19 protein-coding genes are annotated in these 14,581 nt (G+C 67.1%); 16 read left to right on the plus strand and 3 right to left on the minus strand.

Features of this window, described 5'->3' with window-relative positions:
• Window positions 1-12: 12 nt before the first annotated feature.
• On the minus strand, window positions 13-1,539 hold the full coding sequence (locus ACIG5A_RS17380) for an aldehyde dehydrogenase family protein (RefSeq protein ID WP_397241840.1): 1,527 nt from the start codon (window positions 1,537-1,539) through the stop codon (window positions 13-15).
• A 339-nt stretch (window positions 1,540-1,878) separates the two neighbouring features.
• On the opposite strand from ACIG5A_RS17380, the gene ACIG5A_RS17385 reads away from it, so the two are divergent.
• Genes ACIG5A_RS17385 through ACIG5A_RS17395 form a run of 3 tightly spaced genes read left to right on the plus strand, consistent with a single transcriptional unit; the run spans window position 1,879 to window position 4,528 of the window.
• A complete protein-coding gene (locus ACIG5A_RS17385; protein WP_397241208.1) occupies window positions 1,879-2,862 on the plus strand; it encodes an ATP-binding cassette domain-containing protein in 984 nt (327 codons plus the stop codon).
• A complete protein-coding gene (locus ACIG5A_RS17390; RefSeq protein ID WP_397241209.1) occupies window positions 2,859-3,677 on the plus strand; it encodes an ABC transporter permease in 819 nt (272 codons plus the stop codon). Before ACIG5A_RS17385 ends, ACIG5A_RS17390 begins: the two co-directional genes overlap by 4 nt.
• Window positions 3,674-4,528 (plus strand): ABC transporter permease, encoded by an 855-nt coding sequence (locus ACIG5A_RS17395; RefSeq protein WP_397241210.1) that lies wholly within the window; start codon window positions 3,674-3,676, stop codon window positions 4,526-4,528. Before ACIG5A_RS17390 ends, ACIG5A_RS17395 begins: the two co-directional genes overlap by 4 nt.
• Here the strand turns inward: ACIG5A_RS17395 and ACIG5A_RS17400 are convergent.
• Entirely contained in the window at window positions 4,498-5,685 is a 1,188-nt protein-coding gene (locus tag ACIG5A_RS17400) for a lycopene cyclase family protein (RefSeq protein WP_397241211.1), read from the minus strand. The genes ACIG5A_RS17395 and ACIG5A_RS17400 overlap by 31 nt on opposite strands.
• 87 nt (window positions 5,686-5,772) lie before the next feature.
• The gene (locus ACIG5A_RS17405; protein WP_397241212.1) at window positions 5,773-6,249 is read right to left on the minus strand and encodes a hotdog fold domain-containing protein; all 477 of its coding nucleotides are present in this window, start codon (window positions 6,247-6,249) and stop codon (window positions 5,773-5,775) included.
• 482 nt (window positions 6,250-6,731) lie between these two features.
• Between ACIG5A_RS17405 and rpsJ the strand changes: the two genes are divergently transcribed.
• The 13 genes from rpsJ (at window position 6,732) to ACIG5A_RS17470 (ending at window position 14,489) form a co-directional block, all read left to right on the plus strand.
• Window positions 6,732-7,037 carry a 30S ribosomal protein S10 gene (gene rpsJ / locus ACIG5A_RS17410; RefSeq protein WP_003938093.1) on the plus strand — a complete coding sequence of 102 codons (306 nt, stop codon included), beginning with the start codon at window positions 6,732-6,734 and terminating at the stop codon, window positions 7,035-7,037.
• Between the two features lie 14 nt (window positions 7,038-7,051).
• Window positions 7,052-7,717 (plus strand): 50S ribosomal protein L3, encoded by a 666-nt coding sequence (rplC, locus tag ACIG5A_RS17415; protein ID WP_397241213.1) that lies wholly within the window; start codon window positions 7,052-7,054, stop codon window positions 7,715-7,717.
• Entirely contained in the window at window positions 7,714-8,388 is a 675-nt protein-coding gene (gene rplD, locus ACIG5A_RS17420) for a 50S ribosomal protein L4 (protein WP_397241214.1), read from the plus strand. Before rplC ends, rplD begins: the two co-directional genes overlap by 4 nt.
• On the plus strand, window positions 8,385-8,690 hold the full coding sequence (rplW, locus tag ACIG5A_RS17425; RefSeq protein ID WP_397241215.1) for a 50S ribosomal protein L23: 306 nt from the start codon (window positions 8,385-8,387) through the stop codon (window positions 8,688-8,690). The genes rplD and rplW overlap by 4 nt, the downstream gene beginning before the upstream one ends.
• A gap of 33 nt (window positions 8,691-8,723) precedes the next feature.
• Window positions 8,724-9,563, plus strand: a complete 840-nt coding sequence (gene rplB / locus ACIG5A_RS17430; RefSeq protein WP_397241216.1) for a 50S ribosomal protein L2 — start codon at window positions 8,724-8,726, stop codon at window positions 9,561-9,563.
• Between the two features lie 15 nt (window positions 9,564-9,578).
• On the plus strand, window positions 9,579-9,860 hold the full coding sequence (rpsS, locus tag ACIG5A_RS17435; protein WP_039795442.1) for a 30S ribosomal protein S19: 282 nt from the start codon (window positions 9,579-9,581) through the stop codon (window positions 9,858-9,860).
• Window positions 9,857-10,258 (plus strand): 50S ribosomal protein L22, encoded by a 402-nt coding sequence (gene rplV / locus ACIG5A_RS17440; RefSeq protein WP_397241217.1) that lies wholly within the window; start codon window positions 9,857-9,859, stop codon window positions 10,256-10,258. Before rpsS ends, rplV begins: the two co-directional genes overlap by 4 nt.
• Complete coding sequence (rpsC, locus tag ACIG5A_RS17445; RefSeq protein ID WP_397241218.1) at window positions 10,259-11,062, plus strand: 30S ribosomal protein S3; 804 nt, start codon at window positions 10,259-10,261, stop codon at window positions 11,060-11,062. It abuts the gene before it with no gap.
• Between the two features lie 4 nt (window positions 11,063-11,066).
• The gene (rplP, locus tag ACIG5A_RS17450) at window positions 11,067-11,483 is read left to right on the plus strand and encodes a 50S ribosomal protein L16 (protein WP_397241219.1); all 417 of its coding nucleotides are present in this window, start codon (window positions 11,067-11,069) and stop codon (window positions 11,481-11,483) included.
• Window positions 11,483-11,722 (plus strand): 50S ribosomal protein L29, encoded by a 240-nt coding sequence (gene rpmC, locus ACIG5A_RS17455; RefSeq protein WP_397241220.1) that lies wholly within the window; start codon window positions 11,483-11,485, stop codon window positions 11,720-11,722. The genes rplP and rpmC overlap by 1 nt, the downstream gene beginning before the upstream one ends.
• The gene (gene rpsQ, locus ACIG5A_RS17460) at window positions 11,719-11,991 is read left to right on the plus strand and encodes a 30S ribosomal protein S17 (RefSeq protein WP_397241221.1); all 273 of its coding nucleotides are present in this window, start codon (window positions 11,719-11,721) and stop codon (window positions 11,989-11,991) included. Before rpmC ends, rpsQ begins: the two co-directional genes overlap by 4 nt.
• 235 nt (window positions 11,992-12,226) lie before the next feature.
• The gene (locus ACIG5A_RS17465) at window positions 12,227-13,462 is read left to right on the plus strand and encodes a lipase family protein (RefSeq protein WP_397241222.1); all 1,236 of its coding nucleotides are present in this window, start codon (window positions 12,227-12,229) and stop codon (window positions 13,460-13,462) included.
• A gap of 193 nt (window positions 13,463-13,655) precedes the next feature.
• Window positions 13,656-14,489 carry a phosphatase gene (locus ACIG5A_RS17470; RefSeq protein ID WP_397241223.1) on the plus strand — a complete coding sequence of 278 codons (834 nt, stop codon included), beginning with the start codon at window positions 13,656-13,658 and terminating at the stop codon, window positions 14,487-14,489.
• The last annotated feature ends 92 nt before the right edge of the window (window positions 14,490-14,581 follow it).

Genomic DNA, 14,581 nt, shown 5'->3' on the forward strand with positions numbered 1-14,581 from the left:
AAGCGGGCCGATTCAGCCCCAGCGTCCGTGGCGGAGCCGGAAAATGGTTGTCGCGGTGCGCAGGTGACGGGGGCGGCGGTCGAAGGTGGACAGGTTCACCGGCGCTTGATACCGCTTGCGCGCGATGGCCAGGGTGCGGCTGAACTCCTTGAATCCCTGCTCGCCGTGGTGGTGCCCCTGGCCGTATTCGCCGACGCCGCCGACCGGCAGCGCGGGAATGCCCGCGTAGGCGGTGGAGGAGTTGATGGTGACGACACCGACCCGCAGCTGTTCGGCGAACGCCTCGACGCTGTGCACGTCGCGGGTGAAGACCGAGACCGCGACGCCGTTGCCGGTCGCGTTGATCCGGAGTACCGCCTCGTCCATATTCGCCACCCGGTTCACGATCAGCACCGGCCCGATGGCCTCGCCGGTGACGGCCAGGCTCTCCTCGGGCACCTCCGAGAGCACGATCGGCTCGATATAGGGTTCGCGGATCGAGTCGAGCCCGCCGACCACCGCCTTGCCGCCGCGGGCCAGCGCATCGCGCACCTGTTTGCGCACCACGTCGACCTGTGACTCCAGGATCATCGGACCGTAGGAGGCGCGTTTGTCCGCGCCGGGCCGCAGCTTTCGCGCCTGCTCGATGACCAGCTCCAGGAATCGGTCGAAGACCGAATCGGCGACGTAGGCGCGCTGGATGCCGGTCGAGTTCTGGCCCGCGTTGGCCATCGCGCCGAACACCGCGGCCTCCGCGGCGTCGTCGAGTTTGGCGTCGACGTGAACGACCATGGTGCCCTTGCCGTTTCGCTCGACCACCACCGGCGTCATGGTCTGCGCACACAGCGCGATGACCTCGCGCGCGCCCGCGTCGGAACCGGCGTAGGCGATCTTGTCGACCCGGCCGCGACAGAGCGTGGCCGCGGTGCCGGAATCGCCGGTAACCACTTGCAGCACCGGCTGATTCGGGGCCAGCCTGGCCCAGCTCTCGGCCAGCCATACCCCGACACCCGTGGTGAGTTCATGCGGTTTGAAGACCACCGCGTTGCCCGCCGCCATCGCGTACGCGATCGAACCCATCGGGGTGAACACCGGGTTGTGCCACGGTCCGACCACGCCGACGACGCCGAGCGGCAGATAGCCCACCGACGCGCGCTGGTTGCGGGTCAGCCAGGTGGAGCCGAGCCTGCGCCGGTCCAGCGCCTTGCCCGCGTTACGCGCGGCCCAATCCAGGTTCTCGACCGCGAGCATTACCTCGATCGCCGCGTCCGCCTCCGGTTTTCCGGTTTCCTCGCACAGGATCTCCACCAATTCGCCTGCGCGGCGGGCGATGCTGTGCTTCCAGTCGAGTAACCAGCGCTTGCGCGCACTGAAACCTAGTTCGGCCCACCATTTTTCGGCCGAGCGCGCGGCGCGCACAGTGCGGTTGAGCTCGTTGGAGCCCATCACGGCGTAGTTGCCGACGATCTCGCCGGTGCGCGGATCATAGGAGGTGAGCACGTTCGGACGGCCCGATCCTCCCGCATGCGCCGCCAGGTGCGGCTGCGCCGATTCGGCCATGGTCACCTCTCGAATGTCGAACCAGCGCAGGCGGCTTTCGCGAAAGCCGCTCTGCCGCAGACGAGTGAGTGTGTCCCCCGAAGAGCAGACTATGGTCGGCACGGCGGCCCGACAAGGCACCGGCACCGCCCCATCGCTGCCACTGGGCTTGTCGACCAGCGGCTATTTCGAGGTGGAAGCGATACCGCGGGCGAAATGTGAGTAAGGACACAATTAGTCGGCGTTCAGCTGGGTACAGTGCGCGAGCCCGGTGGAAAACCCGTGGCCCGGTAACATCACGCCAGGCGCCGCGGATCACTCACATGGTCGCCCAATCACGCCACTAGTGGAGAGTTGTTGATGCCGAGCTTGAACCAAGCGGATTCGCACGCGACAGACGCCGCGGTCTGGGTAGCGGATGTCCGGAAGTCGTTCGGCGACGTGCACGCGTTGCAGGGCGTGAGCTTCCGCGCCGAACGGGCCAGCGTGCTCGGCATCCTCGGCCCCAACGGTGCGGGCAAGACGACCATGGTGAAGATCCTGTCGACCCTGCTGCGTCCCGATTCCGGCACCGCCGTTGTCGCGGGGTACGACGTGCTGCGCGACCCGGCGGGCGTGCGCCGCTCGATCATGATGACCGGCCAATACGCCGCGCTCGACGAAAACCTCTCCGGTCGCGAGAACCTGGAACTGTTCGGACGCCTGATGGGTCTGAGCAAGTCGGCGGCCCGCAAGCGCGCCGACACCCTGCTCGAGGAGTTCGACCTGGTCAGCGCGGGCCGCCGCGCAGTGCGCCACTACTCGGGCGGTATGCGCCGCCGCGTCGACATCGCCTGCGGCCTGGTGGTCCGGCCCGAGGTGGTCTTCCTCGACGAGCCGACCACCGGACTCGATCCGCGCAGCCGCCAGGGCGTGTGGGATCTGGTGACCGCGTTGAAGAACCAGGGCATCACGGTCCTGCTGACCACGCAGTACCTCGAAGAGGCCGATGTGCTCAGCGACAACATCATCGTCATCGACAAGGGCACGGTGATCGCCGAGGGCACCGCCGACGAGCTCAAGGAGAAGACCGGCGGCAGCTACTGCGAGGTGGTGCCGCTGGATCCGAAGCAGGTGCGCACCGCCGCCTACGCGCTCGGCGATCTGGTGCCCGCCGCGGTGATTGCCGAACTCGACTCGTCCGACCGCCTATCCATCCCGGCGCCGGAGGGCGCCGTCACACTGACCGAGGCGCTGCGCAGGCTCGACAGCGCCGGCGTCGATCTCGCCGATATCGCGCTGCGCAGGCCGTCGCTCGACGATGTGTTCCTTTCCATCACCGGGCATTCGGGTGGCGGGCAGTGAGTACTTCCCTGGCTCCCGGTGCCGACGCGACGAAGCTGTTCGCCGAACTGCCGGTTTCCAAGCTGTCCTCCTTCGCCCAGTGGCAGGCGCTCACCGCGCGGATCGTCCGGACGATGGTGACCAAGGGCGAGCTGATCGTCGCGATCGTCACGCCGCTGGTGTTCACGCTCGGTTTCTATCTGCCGCTGCGCTTCGTGATGAAGTTCCAGGGCATCGACTACGCGCAGTTCGTCATGCCGATCATCGTGCTGCAGACCATGTCGTTCACCATGATGTCGAATGCGCAGCTCGCCGCGTTCGAGGCGCTGACCGGGTTGAGCACCCGGATGCAGACCATGCCCATCGGCGCGCTGGTGCCACTGACCTCGCGGATCGCGGCAGGGTTGGTCCGCTCGGTCACCTCGCTGATCGCGGCGCTCGCGTTCGGTCACGTGATCGGCTTCCGGTTCGTCGCGGGCTGGGGTCAGGCGGTGTTGTTCTGCGTCTCCGCGCTGGCGATCGGCACGGTGCTCGCGCTCGGCGCCGACGCGCTCGGCAGCCTCACCAAGAGCCCGGAGGGTTTGAGCCAGGCGCTCACCCTGCCGACCCTGATCTTCGGCATGATGTCGTGCGGTTTCGTCCCGGAACGCAGCTTCCCGGAATGGATTCGGCCGTTCGTGCGCAATCAGCCGATCTCCCAGTTCTCCTTCGCACTGCGCGATATGGCCGCGGACGGGGTGAGCTGGCAGGTGTTGTGGGTGCCGCTGGTGTGGGTGTGCGGCCTCGCGGTCGTGTTCACGCCGCTGGCGATCTGGGCGAGCGTGAGGCGGTCATGAATTCTGTCGAGGCGACGCTGGAGCGCCCCTACACCGACAACGAACCGCTGCCCGTGGCGCGGCACCGGTCGGAGGGCGCGGTGTCCACGCTGGTCCTGCACAGCATGCTGCAGTGCAAACGACTGCTGATGGTGTGGGCGCGCGATCCGGCGACCACCATTCAGACGCTGCTCTATCCGGCGCTGACGCTGCTGATGTTCCGCATCGTGCTCGGCGACTCGATCTCCGCGGCCACCGGTAAGCCAAGCGTCTTCGGCACCGTCCCGATGATCACGCTGATCGCGGCCATGACCGGCGCGGTGGTGAGCGCCTTCGGACTCAAAACCGAGAAGGCCACCGGACTGCTCGGCCGATTCTGGACCATGCCGATCCACCGTGCCGCCGGACTGACCGGGCGGGTGCTCGCCGAGGCCATTCGCGTGCTGGTGACCACGCTGTTCGTCCTCGCGGTCGGCTACGCCATCGGCTTCCGGTTCGAACAGGGCCCGCTGGCCGCGCTCGCGCTGGTCGGCATCCCGGTGCTGTTCGGCACCGCGTTCGCGGTGTTCGTCACCGCGCTGGCGACGGTGTCCGAGGGCGTCATGGTCGTGCACGTCGTCGGTTTGGTGAACACACTGCTGATGTTCTTCAACACCGGCTTCGTGCCCAAGGTCGCCTATCCGATCTGGCTGCAGGACGTGGTGGCCAACCAGCCGATGAGCTGTGCGGTGGAGGCGATGCGCGGGCTGTCCTACGGCGGTCCGGTGGCCGAGCCGCTGCTGAAGACGCTGGCGTGGATCGTCGCCGCGATCGTCGTGTTCACCTGGCCCGCGGTGCGCGGCTACCGGCGGGCCGCCGAAACCGGCGCGTGATCGAAGTCGTAGCCGAGCCAGCGGTTCCGGTTGGTCCAGCCGACCAGGTCGAAGCGCCACCGGAACGGCCAGGTGTGCGCGACGGTGTTGAACAGCACGGCGCCGAGCGCGGTGTAGTCGTCGTGCGCGGACAGCAGCGCGCGCTGTCCGCGCGGTGATTCGGTGAAGAAGGCGTCGAACATGGCGATCGACTGATCGGTGGTCAGCCTGCCGAGGCCCCACAGGCCGCGCATCCGCATCCAATAGGTCAATCGCGCGCGTACGGGCCACAGTTCGGCGATCGGGTCACGGCCGTCCCGCACGGCGGCGAGCGCGGTATCGACCAGGGCGAGCGAGTCGGCGACGCTGTATCCGGTGCAGGGGTGCATCATGCCGCCGCGGGAGCCGAATGGAATCGGCCGCGCGATGCCGCTTTTCGGCGGCGGCTGATCGAGCGGGTAGTGCGCGGCCTCGGTGGGTTCGCCGCCGGTGAGCCGGATGCCGTGCGCGGCCAGCCGGTTCAGCGTTCGCCTGCGCAGTTCGTGCTGCGGCATACCGGCGCGCAGGCCGAGGCTGGTCTCCTCGAAGATCACCGTGCCGTCGCCGACCGGCACCGCGTAGAGGAACGACGGTGGTGCGTCCGGGCCCGCGCCGTTCTCGGGACGCCAGTCGAGCAGCAGCCCTTCACCGTCCGCGATCATCGGTGCCGCGGTCCGCTCGTCGACGAAGATGCCGTGCGCGCTCGCCGCCCGCCGCTGCCCGAGCGCCGGCAGGCCGCGGGTGTCGAAAACCGTTGCGGCAGTGAGGATTGTCCCGTCGGTCAGCTCGACCTCGTGCGCGTCGACGCGGGCGGCCCGTCCGGTCACCACGGTCGCGTCGTCCAGCGGCAGTGCCGCGTGCAGGCCGGGCTTGGAGAGCACGCAGTAGGGGCGCGCGATGCGGTGCTCTGCCTTGGTCCACACGGTCGGCGATTCGATGCGGATGGCGATCGCGCTGGACGGTAACCACTGCGGCAGTTCGTCCACCCAGCAGGAATAGGTGGGATGCCACAGGCGATCGGGGCGCGGATCGACCGCGGCGACGGTCAGCCCGGCGGCCACGGCCCGATGCGCGAGCGCCCGCCCCGTCGGACCCAACCCGACCACGCAGAGATCGAATTCCCGGCCCGCACTCTTCATAGAGGCATTCAAATCTGTCGGTCGGTGCCGATGCAACCAACCGCGCGGTGTATCGCGCCGCGCCGCATCGACATTCGACGTCCTACGTTATTTCGGGGTCACCCAGGTGGTGATGTCGGCGTGCACGACCTCGAGCCCGTGCTTGTCGTAGACCGAGACCGGCACGATCAGGTCCTGCCCCTCGGTGATCGCGGCGAAGTCGGGGATCTCCGGCAGCTTGGCCACCGCGCGCAGGCCGGTCTCGGCCTTGGCCAGGTACTGCACGTTCATCGCCTTCGGAATCCAGCGATGCGTCGCGGGCACGGTCGCCTCGCTGAGCATGCCCATCGCCACCTCGGCCAGGTTGCACGCCGCGATCGCGTGGTAGGTGCCGAGGTGGTTGTGGATGCCGAACCACTTCGGCGAGGTCACCTCGCACAGTCCGGGCTCCAGCCGCACCACGCTCGGCAGCACCGTGCCGAAGTACGGCACCCGCGCGACCATGCCCAGCGAGAACAGGGTGTGCCCCAGGCGGTTGTCCGGCAGCTTCTTCCAGCCGCGGTAGGTCGCGGTCTCTTTCGTCATGCCCGTATCTTACTCAAAAGTAAGTTCGAGGCCATAGTCGCACGTCGGACGGTCGTGTCGGCCCACATCGCCGGGTCGGACGGGGGAGCGGGGGGCGGATTTGAAGTGTCAGAGGCCTTCGGGCATACTGTTCGGGTTGCCTTGCCACGGGCCATGCCTATCTCCTATGAGACAGGGCGTGAACCGGCGAGGCGAGCAGTACCCATCTAGTACCCGGCTGGAGTTCCAGCGAGGGTACGTCCGGGACAGACGTTCCAGGCCTGACAAGGATTTCATCCGGGGCCGAGGAATGAGCAGACGGGCGACACGCCCGACCGCGTGGACCGGAGAACCATGACAGATGAACAGCGGCGAGGATCGGGCGTGCCCCGGTCGCGGTCTCGATTCGAGAGACGTCTTCGTGTGTTCGGGCTGTGCAAATGAGGGTGGTACGGAAGCCAGCTTCCGGATCACGAAGGAAAGCGGAGAAAAGGACACTTAGCGTGGCGGGACAAAAGATCCGCATCAGGCTCAAGGCCTATGACCACGAGGCGATCGACGCATCTGCTCGCAAGATCGTCGAGACGGTGACCCGTACCGGTGCCCGTGTGGTCGGCCCTGTGCCGTTGCCCACTGAAAAGAACGTGTACTGCGTCATCCGTTCGCCGCACAAGTACAAGGACTCGCGCGAGCACTTCGAGATGCGGACGCACAAGCGGCTGATCGACATCCTCGACCCCACGCCGAAGACGGTTGACGCGCTTATGCGCATCGACCTCCCGGCCAGCGTCGACGTCAACATTCAGTGACGGGGACTCGAATCATGACTGATAACAAGAACAGGCCTGCGGCGGGCATCCTGGGCACCAAGCTCGGTATGACCCAGGTGTTCGACGACAAGAACCGCGTCGTTCCCGTGACCGTCATCAAGGCCGGACCGAACGTCATCACCCAGATCCGCACCGTGGAGCGCGACGGCTACAGCGCCGTCCAGGTCGCTTTCGGCGCCATCGACCCGCGCAAGGTGAACAAGCCGACTTCCGGCCAGTTCGCCAAGGCCGGTGTCACCCCGCGCCGCCACGTCGCCGAGATCCGCGTCGCCGACGCGTCCACTTTCGAGGTCGGCCAGGAGATCAACGCCGACGTGTTCGAAGAGGGCGCCTACGTCGACGTGACCGGAACCAGCAAGGGCAAGGGCTTCGCCGGCACCATGAAGCGTCACGGCTTCGCCGGTCAGGGCGCCTCGCACGGTGCGCAGGCTGTGCACCGTCGCCCGGGTTCCATCGGTGGCTGTGCCACTCCCGGCCGCGTGTTCAAGGGCATGCGCATGTCGGGTCGTATGGGTAACGACCGCGTCACCACGCAGAACCTTTCGGTTCACAAGGTCGACGCCGAGAACGGCCTGCTGCTGATCAAGGGAGCGATCCCGGGTCGTCGCGGCAACGTCGTGATCGTCAAGAGCGCCGTGAAGGGTGGTGCGCACGCATGACCAGCCTCGAGAAAAAGGCCAACCTGACGCTGCCGGTGAAGGCACCGGGCGGCAAGACCGAGGGCACCGTCGAACTCCCCGCGGAGATCTTCGACGTGACCGCCAACATCGCGCTGATGCACCAGGTCGTCATCGCGCAGCTGGCCGCCGCTCGCCAGGGCACCCACTCCACGAAGACTCGTGGCGAGGTGTCCGGTGGTGGCAAGAAGCCGTACCGGCAGAAGGGCACCGGCCGCGCCCGTCAGGGCTCGACCCGCGCGCCGCAGTTCGCCGGTGGTGGCACCGTCCACGGCCCGCAGCCGCGTGACTACAGCCAGCGCACCCCCAAGAAGATGAAGGCCGCCGCACTGCGTGGCGCCCTGTCGGACCGGGCGCGCAACGAGCGCATCCACGTGATCACCGAGCTGGTCAGCGGGCAGACCCCGTCGACCAAGACCGCCAAGAACTTCCTGGCCGAGATTTCGGACCGCAAGAAGCTCCTGGTCGTCGTCGGCCGCGCGGATCTGGCCGCGTGGAAGAGCGTGGCGAACCTGCAGAACGTGCAGCCGATCGCACCGGACCAGCTCAACACCTACGACGTCCTGAACAGCGACGACGTGGTGTTCAGTGTCGAGGCCTTGAACACCTTTGTGCACGGCCCCGCCGAGGCAGCACAGGAGGAGAGCAAGTGACCACGATCGCCGACCCCCGCGACATCCTGCTGGCGCCGGTCATCTCGGAGAAGTCCTACGGACTGATCGAAGACGGCACCTACACGTTCATCGTGCACCCGGATTCCAACAAGACGCAGATCAAGATCGCCGTCGAGAAGGTCTTCGGTGTGAAGGTCACCAGCGTCAACACCGCCAACCGTCAGGGCAAGCGCAAGCGGACCCGCTTCGGTTACGGCAAGCGCAAGGACACCAAGCGCGCGCTCGTGACCATCTCGGCCGACAGCAAGCCCATCGAGATCTTCGGAGGCCCGGTCGCGTAAGCGCCTGGGAATCCAGAAAGTAGAGAAGAACTCATGGCAATTCGTAAGTACAAGCCGACTACGCCGGGCCGTCGTGGCTCCAGCGTTTCCGACTTCGCCGAGATCACCCGGTCGACGCCCGAGAAGTCGCTGATCCGCCCGCTGCACAGCAAGGGTGGCCGCAACGCGCACGGTCGTATCACCACTCGTCACCGCGGTGGCGGCCACAAGCGTGCCTACCGTTTGATCGACTTCCGTCGACTGGACAAGGACGGCATCCCGGCCAAGGTCGCGCACATCGAGTACGACCCCAACCGCACCGCGAACATCGCGCTGCTCCACTTCGTGGACGGCGAGAAGCGATACATCATCGCGCCCAAGGGCATCGCACAGGGCACCCCGATCGAGTCCGGCCCCACGGCCGACATCAAGCCGGGTAACAACCTGCCGCTGCGCAACATCCCGACGGGTACCACCATCCACGCGGTGGAGCTGCGTCCGGGCGGCGGCGCCAAGCTGGCCCGCTCGGCCGGTATGAGCATCCAGCTGCTCGGTAAGGAAGGCCCCTACGCCACGCTGCGTATGCCCTCCGGTGAAATCCGCCGCGTCGACGTGCGCTGCCGCGCCACCGTCGGCGAGGTCGGCAACGCCGAGCAGTCGAACATCAACTGGGGCAAGGCCGGCCGTATGCGCTGGAAGGGTCGTCGCCCCACGGTCCGTGGTGTCGTGATGAACCCGGTCGACCACCCGCACGGTGGTGGTGAAGGCAAGACCTCCGGTGGTCGCCACCCGGTCTCGCCGTGGGGTCAGCCGGAAGGCCGCACCCGCAAGCCCAACCGCCCGAGCGACAAGCTCATCGTCCGCCGCCGCAAGTCCGGCAAGAACAAGCGCTGAAGGAGGAGGTAAGAAATGCCACGCAGCCTCAAGAAGGGCCCGTTCGTCGACGACCACCTCCTCGCGAAGGTGGACGTGCAGAACGAGAAGGGCACGAAGCAGGTCATCAAGACCTGGTCGCGTCGTTCGACCATCATCCCCGATTTCATCGGCCACACCTTCGCCGTCCACGACGGTCGCAAGCATGTGCCGGTGTTCGTCTCGGACAACATGGTTGGGCACAAGCTCGGTGAGTTCGCGCCGACCAGGACGTTCAAGAGCCACGTCAAGGAAGACCGGAAGAGCAAGCGGCGATGACGACTGAGACTCAGAATCAGACTGCACGCGCGACGGCCAAGCACGTTCGCGTGACCCCGATGAAGGCTCGCCGTGTCGTGGACCTGGTCCGCGGCAAGCGGGTCGAGGACGCCCTGGCGATCCTGAAGTTCGCGCCCCAGGCCGCGAGCGAACCGGTTGCCAAGGTCGTGGCCAGCGCCGCGGCGAACGCCGAGAACAACCTCGGCCTGAACCCGGCCACCCTGGTCATCTCGACGGCCTACGTCGACGAGGGTGCCACCCTGAAGCGGTTCCAGCCGCGTGCCCAGGGCCGTGCGTTCCGCATCCGCAAGCGCACCAGCCACATCACCATCGAGGTCGAGAGCATCCCCACCGCCGGTGGATCCACTCGTAACCGCCGGAAGGGAGGGGCAAAGTAAATGGGACAGAAGATCAATCCCCATGGCTTCCGCCTCGGTATCACCACCGACTGGAAGTCGCGTTGGTACGCGGACAAGCAGTACGCGGAATACGTGAAGGAAGACGTCCAGATCCGCAAGCTCCTCGCCACCGGCATGGAGCGGGCAGGCATCTCGAAGGTCGAGATCGAGCGCACCCGTGATCGCGTCCGTGTGGATATCCACACCGCGCGTCCCGGCATCGTGATCGGCCGCCGCGGCGCCGAGGCCGACCGCATCCGCGCCGAGCTGGAGAAGCTCACCGGCAAGCAGGTGCAGCTGAACATCCTCGAGGTCAAGAACCCCGAGTCCGATGCGCAGCTCGTCGCCCAGGGTGTGGCCGAGCAGCTGTCCAACCGTGTGGCGTTCCGTCGCGCGATGCGCAAGGCCATCCAGTCGGCCATGCGTTCGCCGAACGTCAAGGGCATCCGCGTGCAGTGCTCGGGCCGCCTCGGTGGCGCCGAAATGTCGCGCTCGGAGTTCTACCGTGAGGGTCGCGTCCCGCTGCACACGCTGCGCGCGGACATCGACTACGGCCTCTACGAGGCCAAGACCACCTTCGGTCGCATCGGCGTGAAGGTCTGGATCTACAAGGGCGACATCGTCGGTGGTAAGCGTGAGCTGACCGCCGCGGCCGCTCCGGCAGGCGATCGTGATCGTCCGCGCCGCGAGCGTCCGAGCCGCCCGCGTCGGTCCGGCTCCGCCGGCACCACGGCGACCAGCACCGAGGCCGGGCGCGCCGCCACTGCTGTGGCGGAGGCACCGGCAGAGACACAGGAGGGCTGACGCAATGCTGATGCCTCGCAAGGTCAAGCACCGCAAGCAGCATCACCCGAGTCGTTCCGGCATGGCCAAGGGCGGCACCTCGGTGGCGTTCGGCGAGTACGGCATCCAGGCGCTGGAGCCGGCGTACGTGACCAACCGGCAGATCGAGTCGGCGCGTATCGCGATGACCCGCCACATCAAGCGTGGCGGCAAGATCTGGATCAACATCTACCCGGATCGCCCGCTCACCAAGAAGCCTGCCGAAACCCGCATGGGTTCCGGTAAGGGTTCGCCGGAGTGGTGGATCGCGAACGTCAAGCCCGGTCGCGTGATGTTCGAAATGTCTTACCCCAATGAGGAGACCGCTCGTGAGGCCCTGCGCCGCGCGATGCACAAGCTCCCGATGAAGTGCAGGATCGTGACCAGGGAGGAGCAGTTCTGATGGCTACCGGAACACCGGCCGCAGAGCTCCGCGAGCTCACCGAAGAAGAGCTCGTCGGCCGCCTGCGTGAGTCGAAGGAAGAGCTGTTCAACCTGCGCTTCCAGATGGCGACGGGTCAGCTGGACAACAACCGTCGGCTGCGCGTCGTCCGTCACGAGATCGCGCGCATCTACACGGTCATGCGCGAGCGTGAGCTCGGCCTGGCCACCGGACCCGCTGGCAAGGGAGATGCGGCATGAGCGAGAAAGTGGAAGAGCAGCGCGGCAGCCGCAAGGTGCGGATCGGCTACGTTGTCTCGGACAAGATGACGAAGACGATCGTGGTCGAGCTCGAGGACCGCGTGAAGCACAAGCTCTACGGCAAGATCATCCGCACCACCTCCAAGGTGAAGGCGCATGACGAGAACGAGATCGCCGGCATCGGCGACCGCGTTCAGCTGATGGAGACCCGCCCGCTGTCGGCCACCAAGCGCTGGCGTCTGGTCGAGGTCCTGGAGAAGGCCAAGTAAGCCTGCTCCACGGCGGCAAGTCGTAAACCGAAGGCCCGCTCCCCGGATGGGGAAGCGGGCCTTCGTCGTTTCCGGAGGCGGTCAGATGAGTACCGAATGCTGGCGGGGTCGTCCACGAGATGCTGGGCGGCACGGGCGCTCGTGTGCCAAGGGGTGCGGATGGTCGTTGCGGATACGTGTCCGCGCCGCGCTAGGTTCGAAGGCAGGGCCGTTCGGTGTTGGTGGAGAGGTGCTCATGGCGATGCGGGGTTCGAAGTGGTGCGCCCTGATTGTCGGTCTCCTGGTGGTGGCCGGGTGCGGTCGGGCGGATCAGGTGGAGTCGCGCAAGGTGTTCGATCCGCCGATCGCGATGGCGGACGATCCGTTCTATCAGCCGGACGGGTCGTTGGCCGGGGTGGAGCCCGGAGCGGTGCTACGGCAGCGGACGGTGTCGATCCCGCGGGCCGGGTCGGCGCCGATCGATGCGACGCAGGTGCTGTACCGCACCACCAATGAGCGGGGGAAAGCCTCGGCGACGGTGGCGACGATCGTCCGGCCCGCACAGCCGACGCCGGTTCCCAAAATCGTGTCGTACCAGGCGGCTTACGACTCGGTGGGCTGGCCGTGCACCCCGTCGCGCACGATTCGGGACACCGTGTCGAATTCGGGGGAGGCCGCGATCATCGGGCCGCTGCTCGCGGCCGGATACACCCTGGTGATGTCCGATTACGAAGGGCCGACGTTCGATTTCGGCGCCGGTCGCGAGGCCGGATACGGCACGCTCGACGGTATCCGTGCCGCGCAGCGGGCGCTGAATCTGCCCGCGAGCACGCCGGTCGGGATGATCGGCTACTCCGGTGGCGCCATCGCGACCGAGTTCGCCGCCGAGCTGGCGCCCGATTACGCGCCCGAGTTGACCATCGCGGGCGCCGCCGCGGGCGGTGTTCCGGTGAACGCCGGACATCTGCTGCCCTATCTGGACGGCAATCCCGACAGCTCCGTACTCATTCCGCGGGTGCTGCTCGGGATGGCGCACGCCGACGGCCTGGATCTGATGCGGTACCTGTCCGCGGAAGGCGCGCAGATCATCCGCGCGGCCGCCGATTACTGCGGCAATCCGAGCGGCCTGCGCCCGCCGATCGGCATCCGGCAGCTGCTCGCCCCCGAATACCAGGACTACACAACGGTTCCCGCGCTCGACGCACTGCTCGGCCAGTTGATCATGGGCCATACCGCGACACCGCGCACGCCGCTGCTGCTCGCCGTCGGCAACTCCGACGGCACCGGCGACGGCACGGTGGTGGCCGCCGATGTCCGCGACCTCGCCCGCGACTACTGCCGCCGCGGCGCCACGATCCAGTACTCGGAATACCAGGGAGTGGACCACTCCGCGGCCGTCCGCCCATTCCTCACCGAAGCGGCGAGCTTCCTGTCCGCCCGCTTCAACAACCAAGCGCTCGTGGGTAACTGCGCCGCACTCCCAGTCGGATAGGACCGGTATTTCAGCGGGCCGACATCCGCACCCGCGAAGCCCAGGGACTAGACGGGCGCGGTGACTACCTGTGCCGGAGCGCGATCGATCGGATCGGTGGGATACGGAGTCGGTGGGTGACCGGGTGGGGCAGTGTCTGGTTGGGTGGGGTGTGGGTCCGGAGGGGCCCGCGGTTCGAAGTGGAGGTGTCGTGGTGGGGAACGAACTGCGATCGGATGGTCCGGATCGGCGAGAAGCGCTGCGGGAGCAGCTGATACGCGTGCGGATCGCGGGGGAGGTCGCGACGCCGCGTGAGGGGAATCTGCTGCACTATCGGCGGATGGTGGCCAAGGATCCTGGGTACCAATTCGGGTTGAAGCTGAAGGATTGGACGTTCGACGAGACCTTGGCGATGATGGCGCGGTTGTGCGGGGTGAATCCGGATCCGCGGCACGCGTGGGGTATCGACACCATCGATCCCGATCGCACCCTCGACGCGCTCGATGCCATGGCTGATCGGATCGCGGCGGCGGCGCGGCGACAGGCGACGGTGCTGCTGGCGACCGGACATCCGGAGCGGCTGATGGGTGTCTACCGCGCGGTCGAGGACGGGCTGCGCGCGGCGGGTTGTGCGGTGCTGACCCCGGCCGCCGGGTGGTCCTATCACGTGCCGGGCTCGTCGGGCCCCAAGTATCGCGAAATCACCTACACCTCAGGGGTTGCCGCGCTGATGAGTAAGGACGGGCGCCTCGAGCACACCCACGATCCGCAGCCGATGCAGGTGATGCTGCGCGAACTCGACAGCGCCTGGCCGGATTTCGTGATCGCCGACCACGGATGGGCGGGCGCCGCCGGCGAAGCGGGCATCGAGACCGTCGGTTTCGCCGACTGCAACGATCCCGCGCTGTTCGCGGGCCACGCGGAGGGCAAGATCGCCGTTACCGTCCCGCTCGACGATGGACTCCGCCCGGAGCACTACCTCCCGCTGACCGCCTATCTGCTCGCCCGCGCCGGAATCGCCCCGACACACCCATCCGACACGCCGTAGTGCAGCTGGACGCATGATCATCAGGAACTGACGGCGGCATCGTGCGAGAGGCGAGTGACCTCAGTTCCTGATGATCGACCGTCCGGGAGTGG

Origin of the sequence: Nocardia sp. NPDC052566, assembly GCF_044547285.1 — a bacterium.
In the GTDB taxonomy this organism is placed as follows: Bacteria; Actinomycetota; Actinomycetes; order Mycobacteriales; family Mycobacteriaceae; genus Nocardia.

What these genes read in the sequence shown, in the direction of transcription:
- rplB (WP_397241216.1), top strand. Translation starts at nt 8,724, where the DNA reads ATGGCAATTCGTAAGTACAAGCCGACTACGCCGGGCCGTCGTGGCTCC.
- ACIG5A_RS17380 (WP_397241840.1), bottom strand. Translation starts at nt 1,539, where the DNA reads ATGGCCGAATCGGCGCAGCCGCACCTGGCGGCGCATGCGGGAGGATCG.
- ACIG5A_RS17395 (WP_397241210.1), top strand. Translation starts at nt 3,674, where the DNA reads ATGAATTCTGTCGAGGCGACGCTGGAGCGCCCCTACACCGACAACGAA.
- ACIG5A_RS17400 (WP_397241211.1), bottom strand. Translation starts at nt 5,685, where the DNA reads ATGAAGAGTGCGGGCCGGGAATTCGATCTCTGCGTGGTCGGGTTGGGT.
- ACIG5A_RS17405 (WP_397241212.1), bottom strand. Translation starts at nt 6,249, where the DNA reads ATGACGAAAGAGACCGCGACCTACCGCGGCTGGAAGAAGCTGCCGGAC.
- rplV (WP_397241217.1), top strand. Translation starts at nt 9,857, where the DNA reads ATGACGACTGAGACTCAGAATCAGACTGCACGCGCGACGGCCAAGCAC.
- rplD (WP_397241214.1), top strand. Translation starts at nt 7,714, where the DNA reads ATGACCAGCCTCGAGAAAAAGGCCAACCTGACGCTGCCGGTGAAGGCA.
- ACIG5A_RS17465 (WP_397241222.1), top strand. Translation starts at nt 12,227, where the DNA reads ATGGCGATGCGGGGTTCGAAGTGGTGCGCCCTGATTGTCGGTCTCCTG.
- rpsS (WP_039795442.1), top strand. Translation starts at nt 9,579, where the DNA reads ATGCCACGCAGCCTCAAGAAGGGCCCGTTCGTCGACGACCACCTCCTC.
- rpsQ (WP_397241221.1), top strand. Translation starts at nt 11,719, where the DNA reads ATGAGCGAGAAAGTGGAAGAGCAGCGCGGCAGCCGCAAGGTGCGGATC.
- rpmC (WP_397241220.1), top strand. Translation starts at nt 11,483, where the DNA reads ATGGCTACCGGAACACCGGCCGCAGAGCTCCGCGAGCTCACCGAAGAA.
- rpsC (WP_397241218.1), top strand. Translation starts at nt 10,259, where the DNA reads ATGGGACAGAAGATCAATCCCCATGGCTTCCGCCTCGGTATCACCACC.
- ACIG5A_RS17385 (WP_397241208.1), top strand. Translation starts at nt 1,879, where the DNA reads ATGCCGAGCTTGAACCAAGCGGATTCGCACGCGACAGACGCCGCGGTC.
- rplP (WP_397241219.1), top strand. Translation starts at nt 11,067, where the DNA reads ATGCTGATGCCTCGCAAGGTCAAGCACCGCAAGCAGCATCACCCGAGT.
- rplC (WP_397241213.1), top strand. Translation starts at nt 7,052, where the DNA reads ATGACTGATAACAAGAACAGGCCTGCGGCGGGCATCCTGGGCACCAAG.